Annotated in this window: 13 protein-coding genes; all 13 read right to left on the bottom strand. The window is 61.7% G+C overall.

Annotated elements, in window-relative coordinates:
- Positions 1-12 precede the first annotated feature (12 nt).
- Positions 13-1,125 (bottom strand): nitrogen regulation protein NR(II), encoded by a 1,113-nt coding sequence (gene glnL / locus LNV06_RS07380; RefSeq protein WP_263537618.1) that lies wholly within the window; start codon positions 1,123-1,125, stop codon positions 13-15.
- A gap of 45 nt (positions 1,126-1,170) precedes the next feature.
- On the bottom strand, positions 1,171-1,701 hold the full coding sequence (locus tag LNV06_RS07385; protein ID WP_263537619.1) for a hypothetical protein: 531 nt from the start codon (positions 1,699-1,701) through the stop codon (positions 1,171-1,173).
- Between the two features lie 177 nt (positions 1,702-1,878).
- The gene (gene glnA, locus LNV06_RS07390) at positions 1,879-3,294 is read right to left on the bottom strand and encodes a type I glutamate--ammonia ligase (protein WP_263537620.1); all 1,416 of its coding nucleotides are present in this window, start codon (positions 3,292-3,294) and stop codon (positions 1,879-1,881) included.
- Between the two features lie 267 nt (positions 3,295-3,561).
- Entirely contained in the window at positions 3,562-4,356 is a 795-nt protein-coding gene (locus tag LNV06_RS07395; RefSeq protein ID WP_263537621.1) for a competence/damage-inducible protein A, read from the bottom strand.
- Between the two features lie 18 nt (positions 4,357-4,374).
- Positions 4,375-5,271 carry an EI24 domain-containing protein gene (locus LNV06_RS07400; protein WP_263537622.1) on the bottom strand — a complete coding sequence of 299 codons (897 nt, stop codon included), beginning with the start codon at positions 5,269-5,271 and terminating at the stop codon, positions 4,375-4,377.
- Between the two features lie 112 nt (positions 5,272-5,383).
- On the bottom strand, positions 5,384-6,346 hold the full coding sequence (locus tag LNV06_RS07405; RefSeq protein ID WP_263538317.1) for a sterol desaturase family protein: 963 nt from the start codon (positions 6,344-6,346) through the stop codon (positions 5,384-5,386).
- Positions 6,346-7,194 (bottom strand): polysaccharide deacetylase family protein, encoded by an 849-nt coding sequence (locus LNV06_RS07410; protein WP_263537623.1) that lies wholly within the window; start codon positions 7,192-7,194, stop codon positions 6,346-6,348. The genes LNV06_RS07405 and LNV06_RS07410 overlap by 1 nt, the downstream gene beginning before the upstream one ends.
- Positions 7,194-8,240, bottom strand: a complete 1,047-nt coding sequence (locus LNV06_RS07415; protein WP_263537624.1) for a YncE family protein — start codon at positions 8,238-8,240, stop codon at positions 7,194-7,196. The genes LNV06_RS07410 and LNV06_RS07415 overlap by 1 nt, the downstream gene beginning before the upstream one ends.
- 193 nt (positions 8,241-8,433) lie before the next feature.
- On the bottom strand, positions 8,434-9,249 hold the full coding sequence (locus tag LNV06_RS07420; RefSeq protein ID WP_263537625.1) for a TIGR00266 family protein: 816 nt from the start codon (positions 9,247-9,249) through the stop codon (positions 8,434-8,436).
- 109 nt (positions 9,250-9,358) lie between these two features.
- Complete coding sequence (locus LNV06_RS07425; protein WP_263537626.1) at positions 9,359-10,084, bottom strand: tetratricopeptide repeat protein; 726 nt, start codon at positions 10,082-10,084, stop codon at positions 9,359-9,361.
- Positions 10,085-10,282: 198 nt separating this feature from the next.
- A complete protein-coding gene (gene phbB / locus LNV06_RS07430) occupies positions 10,283-11,020 on the bottom strand; it encodes an acetoacetyl-CoA reductase (RefSeq protein WP_263537627.1) in 738 nt (245 codons plus the stop codon).
- Between the two features lie 111 nt (positions 11,021-11,131).
- Positions 11,132-12,310, bottom strand: a complete 1,179-nt coding sequence (locus LNV06_RS07435) for an acetyl-CoA C-acetyltransferase (RefSeq protein ID WP_263537628.1) — start codon at positions 12,308-12,310, stop codon at positions 11,132-11,134.
- 73 nt (positions 12,311-12,383) lie between these two features.
- Positions 12,384-14,183, bottom strand: a complete 1,800-nt coding sequence (gene phaC / locus LNV06_RS07440) for a class I poly(R)-hydroxyalkanoic acid synthase (protein ID WP_411970079.1) — start codon at positions 14,181-14,183, stop codon at positions 12,384-12,386.
- Positions 14,184-14,211: the final 28 nt, after the last annotated feature.

Consider the following 14,211-nt stretch of genomic DNA (forward strand, 5'->3'; position numbering starts at 1 on the left):
GACTTGCCCGGTTCAGGGCAAGGGCAAAGTCAATCGAAAATCCGTTCGGCCCGGTTCACTCTCACAGTCCAACATGCCTTGATGCTGCTGGGCGATGGTCTGCGACAGCGTGAGGCCCAAACCCGAGCCGCCATCTCGCCCCGACACCAGCGGGTAAAAGATGCGATCGCGAATTTCGGCCGGCACCCCGGGGCCGTTGTCCTCCACATGCAATTCCAATGCCAGGCGCCAGCGCTGCTTGCCAATGGTGACCTGGCGGGCCACACGGGTGCGCAGGCGGATGCAAGCCGGGTCTTCGGCATCGGCCTCGGCAATGCGCGCTTGCAGCGCCTGCGCCGCGTTCTGCACAATGTTCAAGACTGCTTGAATCAGCTGTTCGCGATCGCCCCGGAAATCGGGCAGCGAGGTGTCGTAGTCTCGAATGACCTTCAATCCACGCGGATACTCCACCAAGATCAGCGCCCTCACCCGCTCGCAAACTTCGTGGATATTGACGTCGCCCAAGACCGGCGCATGGCGGTGCGGCGCCAGCAAGCGATCGACCAGCGACTGCAGCCGGTCCACCTCATGAATGATGACCTGGGTGTACTCGGCCAACTCGGGGCCCAGCTCGGTCGGTGCCAACTCCATGGCCAGCAACTGGGCCGCGCCGCGAATGCCGCCCAGCGGGTTCTTGATCTCATGGGCCAGATTGCGGGTCAGCTCCTTGGTGGCCTGCACCTGATCGAGCGTGCGCTCTTCGCGGTCTTGGCGGTTTTGCTGCGCGTTCTCGATCAACTCGACCAGCACCTGCGAGTCCGAGTCCATTTGGGACACGATCACATGCACCGGCAGCAAATCTTCAAATGGCCGGCCGGCGCGGCGCAACATGGCGTCAAAGCGGCTGCTTGAATACGCATTGCGAGCCACGCCGCGCACCGTGTCGCTCAGGCGGCTGGCATCGGCAAACCAGTCGTAGAGATTGCTGCGCTCCACCGCACGTCGCGACAGCCGCATCACATTCTCAAAAGCCGCATTCGCGAACAGACATTCGCCGTCGGGCTTGACCACCGCGACCATGGTGGCCAGGGTGTCAAAGGCATCAAAAGCGCTGTGGGATGCGGGCAGTGCTCGGGTCTCGCTCATGGTGTCTAGGCCTCAAGCCCCAACACCTGCGCGGTGCGAGGGCCGTCAAGGCAATTTGCTGATCTCGCGCTTGAGCGCTTGAACATCGGTTTCTTGGCGCACGATGCTGGCCTTGAGCTCAGCCATGCGGTCCAGGTATTTTTGATAGTTGCGCTCATCGCCGCGCCGCTCGGCCGCGCCGCCTGCGTACTCGCGCTGCAAAGACGCGAGGCGATCTTCGGCCTCACGCAACTCGGCTTCCAGCACTCGTCGACGTTCGCCGTCACGGGACTTTTGTTGATTGGGGTCGATGCGCCCCTCGCCGCTGCCGCGCGCTGCATCACCTGCCCCCGCCGGCGGCGCCGAGGCATTCGGACGCGCACGCGGTGGCGCTTGCAGCACCGTGATAGGCGTGCCCTCGATGGAGCGACAGCCTTTGTCCTGCGCCTCTTTGGCCGACAAGGCGTCGGTGTAAAGCACCGGCGGGCCTGGGCAGCGATAGACGGTGGACTGGGCCACAGCCGTGCCGCTTTGCGCCGCCAGCAAGACCAGCGCGGCCAACAAGCTCAATCGTGAGGTACGGAGTCGGATCAGCATGGCGGCATTGTGGCGTATCGCGCGCCACAGCAGCACGCAAATAGGCGCTCTTTGCAGCCCCAATGTCGAACATCGCTTTGCCGCGCCCAAAGAAAAGGGACGACCGAAGTCGTCCCTGGTTCGCGCCTTGCAGGCCGAGCGACGTCACGTGAGATTCACGCACGCCGCTCACCGGCATTACAGCGAGTAATACATATCGAATTCGACCGGGTGCGTGGCCATGCGCAGACGGGTCACTTCCTGCATCTTCAACTCGATGTAGGCATCCAGATAGGCATCGGTGAACACGCCACCCTTGGTCAAGAACGCGCGATCCTTGTCCAGGGCTTCCAGAGCCTGGTCCAGGCTGTGGCAGACGGTCGGCACCAATGCGTCTTCTTCCGGCGGCAGGTGGTACAGATCCTTGGTGGCGGCTTCGCCCGGATGGATCTTGTTTTCCACGCCGTCCAGACCGGCCATCAGCAGCGCTGCGAAGCACAGGTAGGGGTTGGCCGATGGATCGGGGAAGCGCGCCTCAACACGGCGACCCTTGGGGTTAGCCACGTAAGGAATGCGGATCGACGCCGAGCGGTTCTTGGCCGAGTAAGCCAACTTCACCGGGGCTTCGTAGCCAGGCACCAGACGCTTGTACGAGTTGGTACCGGGGTTGGTGATGGCGTTCAGCGCGCGAGCATGCTTGATGATGCCGCCGATGTAGTACAGAGCGAAGTCAGACAGACCGGCATAGCCGTCGCCAGCAAACAGGTTCTTGCCGTCCTTCCAGACCGACTGGTGCACGTGCATGCCGGAACCGTTGTCGCCAACGATAGGCTTGGGCATGAAGGTCGCGGTCTTGCCGTAGGCGTGAGCGACGTTTTGCACCACATACTTTTGCAGCTGGGTCCAGTCAGCGCGCTGCACCAGCGAGCTGAAACGGGTGCCGATTTCCATTTGGCCGGCGTTGGCCACTTCATGGTGATGCACTTCAACCGGGATGCCCAGTTGCTCCAAGATCAGGCACATTTCCGAGCGCATGTCTTGGCCGCTGTCGACCGGAGGCACGGGGAAATAGCCGCCCTTGACGGTCGGGCGATAGCCGGAGTTGCCGTGCTCGTATTCCTTGCCGGTGTTCCAAGCGGCTTCTTCAGATTCGATCTTGAAGAAGGAGCCGGACATGTCATTGCCCCAGCGGATCGAGTCGAAGATGAAGAATTCTGGCTCGGGACCGAAGTAGGCGGTGTCGCCCAGGCCGGAAGACTTCAGATAGGCTTCAGCGCGCTTGGCCAGCGAACGCGGATCGCGCTCATAGGCCTTGCCGTCGGCCGGGTCGACCACGTCGCAAGACAGGATCAGGGTCGGCTCTTCGAAGAAGGGGTCGATGTTGGCGGTGTTCGGATCGGGCATCAAGAGCATGTCCGAAGCTTCAATGCCCTTCCAGCCGGCGATCGAGGAGCCGTCAAATGCGTGGCCCGACACGAACTTGTCTTCGTCGAAGTGCGAGACGGGCACGGTCACGTGCTGCTCTTTGCCACGGGTATCGGTGAAGCGGAAGTCAACGAACTTGACTTCGTTCTCTTTCACCATCTTGATCACGTCTGCGACGGTCTTGGCCATCAAAAACTCCTAGCGGGAAAAACTTTTGGGGACTCGAATGAATTCGGCACGCGCCGCGTCTTTAGGCGTCGCGATCTAGAACAAGCACTTTGTGTGCCAACTTAAGACCAGCCACTGCGGCTCGTCTAAAAATCTGCACCAAAGCTGCGCTACACCGCCTTCCATCGAGCAGGCGGGCGAATTATGGCGCCGCCCAGCGGCGCGCAACAGCGTTTGAGATCAAGTTCGCACCCTTTTGGGTCTGAAGCTATGTAAAAACAGGAGACCTTATCGCACCATTTCGGTGCTTATTGATGCACCAAACTCGATCACGCCCGATTTCAGTGCGCCGTAAGCCGCATCCAGTTGCGCGGCCTCGCCTTTCACGCCCAACTCGATATGGCGACCCCATTGCGGATGATCGACGCTGGGCAGGCTGAAGACCTTGATGCCCGGAAAATCGTTCTCCACCGCCTCCATCAAGGGGGTCAGGCTGGCCTCCATCGCACCCTTCACGATCAAGGACTTCTCTTGCACGCCGCGCACCCGATGCAGATCGGCATGCTTGTGGTCCAGCACCCAGGCCATCATCGGGTGGGCCATGACCGGAAAGCCCGGCACAAAATAAACCGAGCCATAAGAGAAGCCCGGAATTTTGTTGAAGGGATTGGGCACGATCTCGGCGTCTTTCGGAAACACCCCCATCTCCAGCCGACGCAAGGTATCGGGATGATCCGGGTCCACCGTCTCGCCCTTTTCCGCCGCCATATCGCAGATACGCTGCCAAATCAGTTGCCGAGCTTGCGGGTGCAGGGCCAGGTCTTGCCCCAGCGCGGCAGCTGCGGCCTGGCGGGTGTGATCATCCGGCGTAGCGCCAATGCCGCCGCAGCTGATCACCAAGTCACCGCTGGCAAAGGCTTGCTGCAGCTGAGCGGTGATGTGTTCGCGGTCATCACCCAGGTATTGCGCCCAATCCAGACTCATGCCCCGCTCGGCCAGCAATTCGATGAAGGCGCTCAGATGCTTGTCTTGGCGCTTGCCGGACAAGATTTCGTCGCCAATGATGATCAAACCAATTTTCATGTCCACACTTTCAAAAGCTCAAGGCAAGGGCGGGAATGGCGGCAAGGGCGCCGGAGGCGACTGCAGCACTTCATCCACTGTAGGCAAGCTGGGCGGGGTGGGCGCCACCCGCTGCTGACGCATCTCCTGCAAAGCGGCCAGGCAATAGTGAGTGAACCACAAGGTGGAGAAAGCAAACACCAGGGTGTAGAGCCAAATGGAGGCCAAGATCAAAAACGGGGCCAGCGCCACGGCCATCACCCCAAAGGCCCAGATCGCCGCAGGCGCTGCGCCGAGATAGCCCGTCACCAAACCGAGCAGCAACAAGGGCAGACGGTGAGCGCGCATCAGCTGGCGGCGCTCGGCCACCGAGGCATGCTCGGCCAGCGCATCAAAGCTGAAGACCTTGTAGCCCAGCCAGCCCCAGATCAAGGGTGGCAAGATCAGCACCAGCGGAGGGATCAACCAAAACGGCATGCTGACCACCAGGGCGAACAATGCCAACACCGCATGCCAGGCCGACCAGGCCAAAGACTTCCACCAGGGGCCGCCATGCTTGCGCTCCAAGCCCATGAAGCGACGGTCAGCCACCAGCTTGACCAGGGTCGGCGTCATCAGCAAAGCCACCAGCAAGAGGCTGAGCACCACGATTACCGGCAAAGCCAGGGCCAGCACCAAGAGCGGCGCCAAGACGCTGCGCAAGCCGGAGGCGCCCACATGGTCCAACCAGCCGAGCAAGGTCTCGACCAAACGCCAAGAGTCCAAGGTACTGCGCACGCCGGATACCGCCGCTTCCCAAAAGAAGTAGCCCAGACCGAAGGCCAGACCGGCCGCCAGCAGCAGCGGCAAGATCGACAAGGCGATCACGCGTGGGTGCAGGCAGTAAGCGGCAGCGCGCCAGAAGGCGTCACCCACACGACTCATCGAATTGACCATCGATTGCTGTCCTCCGCTTGTTGTGCGCTCGTTGTTCGCTTGCGTCGCCCAGGGCGAGCGCGGCTATCTTAGCGAGAGCCTGCTTCGCTTGCCGCCTTGCCGCCTTGCGGAATTAACGCCGGCCTAGCAGTCGCCCAAGGCCCAGTCGCTGCTGAGCCCAAAAGCCTCGGCCATAGTCACGCCCGCCCTCTTCCGGCAACTGGTCGCGCACACCTGTTGCATCCCAGCGCAAATCGAAGTTAGCGGTGCCGAACACAATATCCCAGATCGGGAACAGCACGGCAAAATTGTGCCCACCCAAAGTGCCCCGCCCGGCCGACTCATGGCCGACGCCAATCGAGTGGTGCAGGCGATGAAAACGCGGGCTGACCACCACACGCTCCAACACTGGTCCAAACCAGAGCTTCACATTGGCGTGCTGCAGGTTTTCCATCAACTGCGACACGGCGACCAGTGCCACGAACTGGCCCGGTTCTACCCCAATCAAACGCGCCAGCAGCACAAAGGCCGAATCGCGTAAGAGGTCGTCCAACAAATGGTTGCGGTTGTCGCTCCACATCGTCATCTGGCGCTGGCTGTGATGCAGCGAATGCAGCGCCCACCACCAGTTCCAGGCATGCTGCCCCCGGTGCAGCCAGTAATTGACCAGATCAAAGACCAAGAGGTAGATGCAAAAGCTGATCAAGGGCACATCGGTCACGCCGGGCCACAAGGCATCGAGCTGAAAGGTCGGCAGACCGGCCAGACGCGCTTGGCCAAACAGCGCGTCCCACATCGGGTCAATGCTGAAGAACATCGCCAGACGGAACAGACCGAGGCGATGAATCAAGGTGTAGATCACATCGACGCGCACCGCTGCGCGGTCTTGCAGCGGTTCCACCGGCCGCCAACGCTCCAGCGCACCAATCACGATCAGCATCACCGTGATTTGAATCAGCCCGACCAGCAGCCAACCGGTGGCGGCAAAAGCGTCTTCCAAAAGATTGCCGCCACCGAGCGAAAACACCAGCGGCTGCACCACAGCTTCAAACAAAAACAGCTGCGCCTGCTCGAAGGCATCGCTGAACCATTCCATCATTTCTCGCGAGTTTCCTGAGTTGCGGGCAACGGTGCTGTCGGCTTTTGCAAGACCGCCGCTACCTTGAACAACAAGGCATAGCGCGGATGTTCACGCAGCGGCGCGAAGCACATGCCTTTGTCCTTCAGACCCTGCATCAAGGGCGCCAACACTGCCGGGGCCCATGCATCTTGGCGCGACCAAATGCCCAGATGCGCCATCAAGATATCACCGGGCCGGATGTTCTGCAGCGCGCGCTGCAACAGCTGCTCGTTGGGGTAGCGGTCGCTGGGCAGTTCATCGCCCAGGAAGCCGGCCGCATCCCAGCCCACATGCACATAACCACAGCGCTGAGCGGCTTGCTGCAAGGCGGGTGAAGTCCTGCCGGCCGGTGCGCGGAAGATCGGGCCCAGGGTCTGGCCGGTCATCTCAGCAAAGCGAGTTGCCACCTGCTTGAGACTGGCGCAGTACTGCTCGGCGCTCCGTTCACGGTAGACCGGCTGGTTCTCACCCGCGACGGTGCGCACCTTGAAGGCAGCGCCCCCCTTGGAGTCGGCCAACCAGATGTCGTGGTCCCAGGTGTGGCTGCCGAAGTCATGGCCCTCTTGGGCACGCGCCCGCCACCATGGGGCCCATTGCTCGTCCAGCGTCGTGCCGCCATCCTTGGTCGGCTCATTGGCCAAGAAGAAGGTGGCGCGGGCATCAAAGCGCTTGAGCGTCTCGGCGATCAAGGGCGCCACGGCCATATGGCCGGTGTCAAAAGTGAGGTAAACCGGCTTGTCGCAGGTCTGCGCGGCAATCGATGCCGGCAATACGGCCAAAACCAGAACCTTGGCCAGGGCTAGAGGAGCCCAGCGCTTGCTCATCACTGCCTCGGCCGATGATCCAAGGTCCACACGCCGTGCGGCGACTTGCCAACCTTGACCTGCTTCACCACCTTCTTGGTCTGCGTGTCAATCATGGTCAACTTGCCAGCCCAGCGTGAGCTCACCAGCAGCGTCTTGCCATCGCCCAGCACTTCCATATCGTCCGGGCCGCTGGGGCCGGGGAATTTGTCCACCACCGCAAAACTCTGCAGATCGATCTTGCTGATGGTGTTAGCCGCGCGGTTGCTGACCAGCACATGGCGACCATCGCCCCATGCGCGGAAGGAGTGAGCGCCATCGCCGGTCGGGACGCGCTTCACCAACTTGGGCGCGGCGCCGCTGACGTCATAGACCTCAACCAGCTTGTCGCCGGTCAAGGCCACCAAGATGTGCTTGTCGTCCGGCGTCAAGAAGATGTCCGCCGGCATCTTGCCGACCGGCACCTTCCAGCGCGGCGCCTGAGTCGCCAAATCCACCGCCAGCAATTCATCGCTGTCTTGCAGGCTCACATAGAGCACGGTGCTCTTGCTGTCGATGAACAGATGGCTGGGCGTCTTGGGCGCTGGAATCTTCTTCACCAACTGCATCGGCTTATCCGCGTCGCTGGGCACCCAGCGATAGATGGCCACATGATCGAGTCGATTCGCGGCGGTCACGAACCACTTCATGTCCGGAGAGAAACGCAGGTGATAAGGGTCGTGAATACCTTGCAGTACCCGCTGAACTTCGGCGGTACTGGGGTTGATGAAGGTCAGCGAATCGCCCAGAGCATTGGCCACCACCAGCGATTTTTCATCGGGGGTCAGGTAGAGGTGATGCGGCTCTTTGCCGGTGGGGATGCGTTTGATCTGCTTGAAGCTGACCGGGTCCACCACGCTGATGTCGGCGTCCAGCGAATTCAGCACAAAAATCGGCCGAGCGGGCTTTTCACTTGCAGGGGCTGCCTGGGCAACACCGGAGGTAGCGACTGAAGCAAGCAAGGTCAAGCACAAGGGCAAGTACAAGCTCAGGGTCCGCAGTTGGCGCGGCCGGGGCTGAAAAAACATCGGGAGTTCCTTGAACGACACGGAGCAGAGAGGTCGGGCGGCGCCGCAGATAGCGCCGAAAAAAGCAAATCAATGCAGCATCGCCAGGCGACACCGCTCAGACCGAGTGTAGTGCCGCGCGCCAAGTTGGGCTTTGCGCTGCCTCATGCTTCGGACGACCCAGGGCCAGCCGTGAAGCCGGCCCGGAGCCGGCTCACTCGTCGCTGTCGCCCCCGAGCAAACCACCCAACAAGCCTGCGCCCGCGAAGCCGCCGAGCACCGAGCCCTCTTCCCGGCTGCCGCCGCGCTGCGGGGCAGCCGCAAACACGCGCGAAGCCAAGCGCGAGAAGGGCAGGCTTTGCAGCCACAGCTCACCCGGCCCGGTCAGCTTGGCGAGGAACAAGCCCTCGCCGCCAAACAGCGCGGTTTTGATCTTGCCCACATACTGAATTTCGAAATTCACGCTTGGCGTGTAGGCCACCACGCAGCCGGTATCGACCAAGAGCGTTTGCCCCGCTTGCAGCGTGCGCCGCACCACGGTGCCACCGGCATGCACAAAGGCCAGGCCATCCCCGTCGAGCTTTTGCATGATGAAGCCCTCGCCGCCGAAAAAGCCGGTCGAGAGCTTTTGCTGCAAGGCAATGCCCAGCGAGACGCCACGCGCCGCGCACAAGAAGGCGTCTTTCTGGCAGATCAGCGTGCCACCCAGCTGGCGCAGGTCCATGGGCAAGATCTTGCCGGGGTAAGGCGCGGCAAAGGCCACCCGGCGCTTGCCTGAGCCTTGGTTGGTGTAGATGGTGGTGAACATCGACTCACCGGTCACCAGGCGCTTGCCTGCCCCCATCAACTTGCCGAAAAAGCCGCCTTGTTGCGGGGCGCCATCACCAAACACGGTGTCCATTTGGATGTCTGAGTCCATGAACATCATGCTGCCGGCTTCACCGATCGCGGCTTCGCCAGGGTCGAGTTCGACCTCGACGAATTGCATCTCTGCGCCCTTGATCTCGTAATCGACTACATCCATGGCCATGACTCTCTCCGGTTGGCAACTCACTCATTGAGCGGCATCCTAACCAAAGTTGCCCACCTCTTGCTGCGACCCAAGCAAGCCCATCGTCAGGCCTGCAGCGCAGCGCACGCTAGTCGGCGCGTGCTGCCAAAGCCTCAGCCTCTGAAAGGCCATTCTTGGCCCTGAGAGAAAGCTCGCTGCGCTGAGGCTGCCAGGCAGCCACCAAGTCTTGAGCGCGCTGCAACTGCTCAGCCGACAGCGAGCGCCCCATCTCATCCAAGGAACTCTGAGCGCGCGGATTGACCTGCCCCGTCGAGGCCAAATGGGCCAGCTTGAAGTAGGCGTAGCCGAGGGCCGCATCTGCCTCGGGCCACAAGCCTTTGCTATGGCCCGCTGCAAGGTTGTAGAGCGACTGTGCCTGCCCTTGCGCGGCCGCCCTTTCGAGCCACTTTCGAGCCTCGGTGCCCTTGGCGCGCTTCAGATACATCTGGGCTACGTCCAACTGCGCCAGGTCGTAGCCCGCCTCGGCGGCGCGCAGCTTTTGGGTGAGCGCTTGTTCAAGATCCAGGGGCACCACACTCGGGAATTGCCCGGCGAGATAGCAACCCACTTTGTAAGCCCCCAAGGGATCGCCGGCAGCGGCGGCCGCCACAAAGCTGCGGTAGGCGCGCTGCAGGTCTTTGTCCACGCCAATGCCATTGTTGTAGAGCATGCCCAGGTGATAGTGCGCCTGCGCATCGCCCCGCTCGGCCAACAGTTGCAGGCGGTCCACCAGTTGCTCTCGGGGCATTGGCGCGGCCATGCTCGACAGACTGGCCAGCAGCACGGCAGCCAACAGCGTTTTCTTCAAATTCATTGCTTGCGCCTCCCGCGCATCTGAGTCTCGCTGAACAAGCGCGGCAAGCCACGGCACAAGCCGTGGCTCTCGCAAAGCGATCAAAGGGTTTGTTCAGCCTTGGTGGATGAAGGCCGGGCTGCGTTTCTTGGCGCAGTCCTCGGCCAGCTACAGCCATTAGCGAGCCTTAGGGCAAGGCTGTTCCAAGACGGGCAACAATCAGCCCATGTGCAAGCCGCCATTGCAGCTGAAGTCGGCGCCGGTGGTGAAGCCAGAATCATTGCCGGCCAGCCAAGCGACGATGGCGGCGATTTCTTCAGGTGTGCCGAGGCGCTTGATCGGGATGGTGGCGACGATTTTTTCCAGCACATCAGGCTTGATGGCCTTGACCATATCGGTGCCGATATAGCCTGGGCTGACGGTGTTGACCGTCACGCCCTTGCTGGCCACTTCTTGAGCCAGAGCCATGGTGAAGCCGTGCATACCGGCCTTGGCAGCCGAATAATTGGTCTGGCCGAACTGACCTTTCTCGCCGTTCACCGAGGAGATATTGATGATGCGACCCCAGCCCTTGTCGAGCATGCCTTCGATCACCTGCTTGGTGACGTTGAACATGCTGTCCAGATTGGTGTTCATCACCGCGTCCCAGTCTGCCTTGCTCATCTTGCGGAACATGCCGTCGCGCGTGATGCCGGCGTTGTTGACCAGCACATCAATGCTGCCGTGTTCAGCCTTGACCTTGTCAAAGGCGGCGACGGTCGAATCCCAGTCGCCCACATTGCCCACCGAGGCGTAGAAGGTGTAGCCCAAGGCGGCTTGCTCAGACAACCACTTGTCGTAGTCGCGGCTAGGGCCGCAACCGGCGATGACCTTGAAACCTTCTTTGTGCAGGCGCTGGCACATGGCGGTCCCGATGCCACCCATGCCGCCGGTAACGTATGCAACTTTCTGACTCATTTTGATGTCTCCACAATAAATAGGCCGATCGGCACACTCAGGCTCCCGCAAGCCCCAGTTCGGGTCAAGCGGGTTGGCCCCTAGTGCTGCCGTTTTTGTCGTTTCTGGAACTCAGCGTTCCACCGTCAGGGCTACGCCCATGCCGCCGCCGATGCACAGCGAGGCAATGCCCTTCTTGGCATCGCGGCGCTGCATCTCATGCAGCAGGGTCACCAAGATGCGAGCGCCGGAAGCGCCGATCGGGTGGCCCAGCGCAATCGCGCCACCATTGACGTTGACCTTGCTCAGGTCCCAGCCCATTTCTTGGTGCACCGCGCAGGCTTGCGCGGCGAAGGCTTCGTTGATTTCCAGCAGGTCCAGGTCTTGCGCCTTCCAGCCGGCGCGCTCCAGCGCCTTCTTGGCCGCTGGCACCGGGCCCATGCCCATGATGGAGGGGTCCAGACCGGCCGAGGCGTAGGAGGCAATGCGAGCCAAAGGAGTCAGGCCCAGGCTGGCGGCCTTGGCGGCCGACATGATCAGCAGACCGGCGGCGCCGTCATTCAGGCCCGAGGCATTGCCAGCAGTGACGCTGCCGGCCTTGTCAAAGGCCGGGCGCAGACCGGCCAGGGCATCGGCATTGCTCTTGCGGTTGATGAACTCATCGGCATCGAAAACGATGGCGTCGCCTTTCTTCTGCGGAATCGTCACCGCAGCGATTTCGTCCTTGAAGCGGCCAGCGTCCTGAGCGGCGGCGGCTTTTTGCTGCGAGCCCAAAGCCAGCGCGTCCTGCGCTTCGCGGCTGATGCTGTACTGCTTGGCCACGTTCTCGGCCGTGATGCCCATGTGGTACTGGTTGTAAACGTCCCACAGGCCGTCGACGATCATGGTGTCGACCAGCTTCCAGTCCCCCATGCGCTGACCATCGCGCGAGCCCGGCAGCACATGCGCGCTCAGGCTCATATTCTCTTGGCCGCCGGCAATGACGATCTCAGAGTCGCCGTCACGGATGGCCTGGGCCGCCAGCATCACTGCCTTCAGGCCGGAGCCGCAGACCTTGTTGATGGTCATGGCGGGCACGGTGTTAGGCAGGCCGGCCTTGATGACGGTTTGGCGCGCCGGGTTTTGGCCGGCGCCTGCGGTCAAGACCTGACCCATGATGACTTCATGGATCTGCGAGCCATCCAGGCCGCTGCGACGCAGCAGATCGCGCACCACGGTTGCGCCCAGGTCCACGGCCGAGGTCTTGGCGAGGGTGCCGCCGAATTTGCCAATGGCGGTACGGGCCGCCGCCACAATCACGATATCGCTCATCTCTTCACTCTCCGTTAGAAATCAGGGTTAGGCGCTGGGCGACCACCAAGAGCCGCCATCAGCACAGCATCGATCAAGCTTTTTGTTGGACGTAACGGCCCGGCGCGGGCTCAATGGCTTTGTACTTGCGGTTGCCCGGCGCCTTGGGTGCGGGCTTCAGGGCACCGGCGTGGCTCGCCAACCACTCGGCCCAGACCGGCCACCAACTGCCCGCACGCTCTTCAGCCGCAGCCAGCCACTGCTCGGGCGCGGCTGGCAGCTTGGCATTGCCGGCGACCCAATGGCTGCGCTTGTTCTTGCTGGCAGGGTTGATCACGCCGGCAATGTGGCCGGAGGCACCCATCACAAAGGTGCGCTCACTGGTGAAGACCTGGGTGGAGCGATAGGCCGCTTCCCAGGGCACGATATGGTCTTCACGCGAGCCGTAGATAAAGACTGGCGCCTTGATCTTGCTCAAGTCCAGTTTCTCGCCACAGACCGTCAGCTTGCCCGGCTGCTTCAACTCGTTTTGCAAATAGGTGTGGCGCAAGTACCAGCAGTACATCGGGCCGGGCAGATTGGTGGAGTCACCATTCCAGTACAGCAAATCGAAGGGTGGCGGCGCCTCGCCCTTCAGATAATTGGCGACCACATAGTTCCAAACCAGATCGTTGGGTCGCAAGAAGCTGAAGGTGGTGGCCAGCTCCTGGCCCTTCAGCAAGCCTGGACCCTTGGGCGATTGCAGGCCCAAAGTGGTTTCGCGCTGATGCACCGAGGCTTCGTCGACAAAGATGTCCAGAATGCCGTTGCTGGAGAAATCGATCAGCGTGGTCAGCAAGGTCATGCTGGCGGCCGGGTGCTGGCCGCGCGCCGCCAAGACGCCCAGGCCGGTGGCCAGCAAGGTGCCGCCGACGCAAAAGCCCAGGGTGTCAATCTGCTTAGCGCCGCCGATGTCTTGCACCACGGCAATCGCCTGGATCACGGCCGACTCGACGTAGTCGTCCCAGGTCCAAGTCTTGCAATGATCATCCGGATTGCGCCAGCTCAGCACGAACGTGCGGTGGCCTTGTGACACCGCATAGCGGATCAAGGAGTTGTCCGGCTGCAGATCGAGGATGTAGTACTTGTTGATGCAAGGCGGCACCAACAAGAAGGGCCGCTCATGGACCTGTTCGGTCAGCGGCTTGTACTCGATCAGCTGAAAAAAGTCGTTCTCAAAGACGATGTCGCCAGCGGTGGTGGCCACATTGCGGCCCACCTCGAAGGCGCTCTCATCGGTTTGCGAGACATGGCCGCGCTGCAAATCGTCCCAGAGTTGCTGCATGCCCTTGGCGATGCTCTCGCCCTTGCTTTGCAGGGCCAGGGCCTGGGCTTCCGGGTTCAGGGCCAGAAAATTGCTCGGCGAGGCGGCGTCCACAAACTGCTGCACCGCAAAGCGGATGCGAGCCTTGGTTTTGTCTTCGCCTTCGACCTTTTCGGCGAGTTGCTGCAAGGTCTTGGCATTGAGCAAATACAGCTGGGCCATGAAGGCGCTGGCCGGATTGCTGCTCCAGGCAGGGTTGGCAAAGCGCCGATCTTTCAACGCCTGCGGTGCTTCGGCCACGCTGCCGTGCAAAGAAGCATTCCAGAGCTCGGTGGCCTGCTTGAGGTAGTCACTTTGCAGCGCTGCCAGGGCATTCATGGGGATTTGCAGGCCGGAGAAGGCAGAGAAGGACTTCCAGATCTCAGCAAAACCATCGCCGGGCTTGGTCTCGGCCTGAGGTGCAGCAGCGCCTGCGGCCTCGGTTTTCTCTGCAGCGGCGGCTGTAGCGCGAGGGCTGCGCCTCTTGACTGCCGGGCCGGTGGTGCTCGCGCCCTCGCTGGCCGAGGCCGGGGCTCTTGTTCTACGGGTCATAAATCTCCTCAAACAATGCTGCTGTACT

Origin of the sequence: Paucibacter sp. Y2R2-4, from assembly GCF_025717535.1 — a bacterium.
GTDB lineage: Bacteria > Pseudomonadota > Gammaproteobacteria > Burkholderiales > Burkholderiaceae_C > Paucibacter_A.

Bases quoted from the DNA above. Each gene is read 5' to 3' on its own strand.
- LNV06_RS07435 (WP_263537628.1), bottom strand. From the start codon at position 12,310: ATGAGCGATATCGTGATTGTGGCGGCGGCCCGTACCGCCATTGGCAAA.
- LNV06_RS07400 (WP_263537622.1), bottom strand. From the start codon at position 5,271: ATGGTCAATTCGATGAGTCGTGTGGGTGACGCCTTCTGGCGCGCTGCC.
- LNV06_RS07395 (WP_263537621.1), bottom strand. From the start codon at position 4,356: ATGAAAATTGGTTTGATCATCATTGGCGACGAAATCTTGTCCGGCAAG.
- LNV06_RS07420 (WP_263537625.1), bottom strand. From the start codon at position 9,249: ATGGCCATGGATGTAGTCGATTACGAGATCAAGGGCGCAGAGATGCAA.
- glnA (WP_263537620.1), bottom strand. From the start codon at position 3,294: ATGGCCAAGACCGTCGCAGACGTGATCAAGATGGTGAAAGAGAACGAA.
- glnL (WP_263537618.1), bottom strand. From the start codon at position 1,125: ATGAGCGAGACCCGAGCACTGCCCGCATCCCACAGCGCTTTTGATGCC.
- LNV06_RS07385 (WP_263537619.1), bottom strand. From the start codon at position 1,701: ATGCTGATCCGACTCCGTACCTCACGATTGAGCTTGTTGGCCGCGCTG.
- LNV06_RS07405 (WP_263538317.1), bottom strand. From the start codon at position 6,346: ATGGAATGGTTCAGCGATGCCTTCGAGCAGGCGCAGCTGTTTTTGTTT.
- phaC (WP_411970079.1), bottom strand. From the start codon at position 14,183: ATGACCCGTAGAACAAGAGCCCCGGCCTCGGCCAGCGAGGGCGCGAGC.
- phbB (WP_263537627.1), bottom strand. From the start codon at position 11,020: ATGAGTCAGAAAGTTGCATACGTTACCGGCGGCATGGGTGGCATCGGG.
- LNV06_RS07425 (WP_263537626.1), bottom strand. From the start codon at position 10,084: ATGAATTTGAAGAAAACGCTGTTGGCTGCCGTGCTGCTGGCCAGTCTG.
- LNV06_RS07415 (WP_263537624.1), bottom strand. From the start codon at position 8,240: ATGTTTTTTCAGCCCCGGCCGCGCCAACTGCGGACCCTGAGCTTGTAC.
- LNV06_RS07410 (WP_263537623.1), bottom strand. From the start codon at position 7,194: ATGAGCAAGCGCTGGGCTCCTCTAGCCCTGGCCAAGGTTCTGGTTTTG.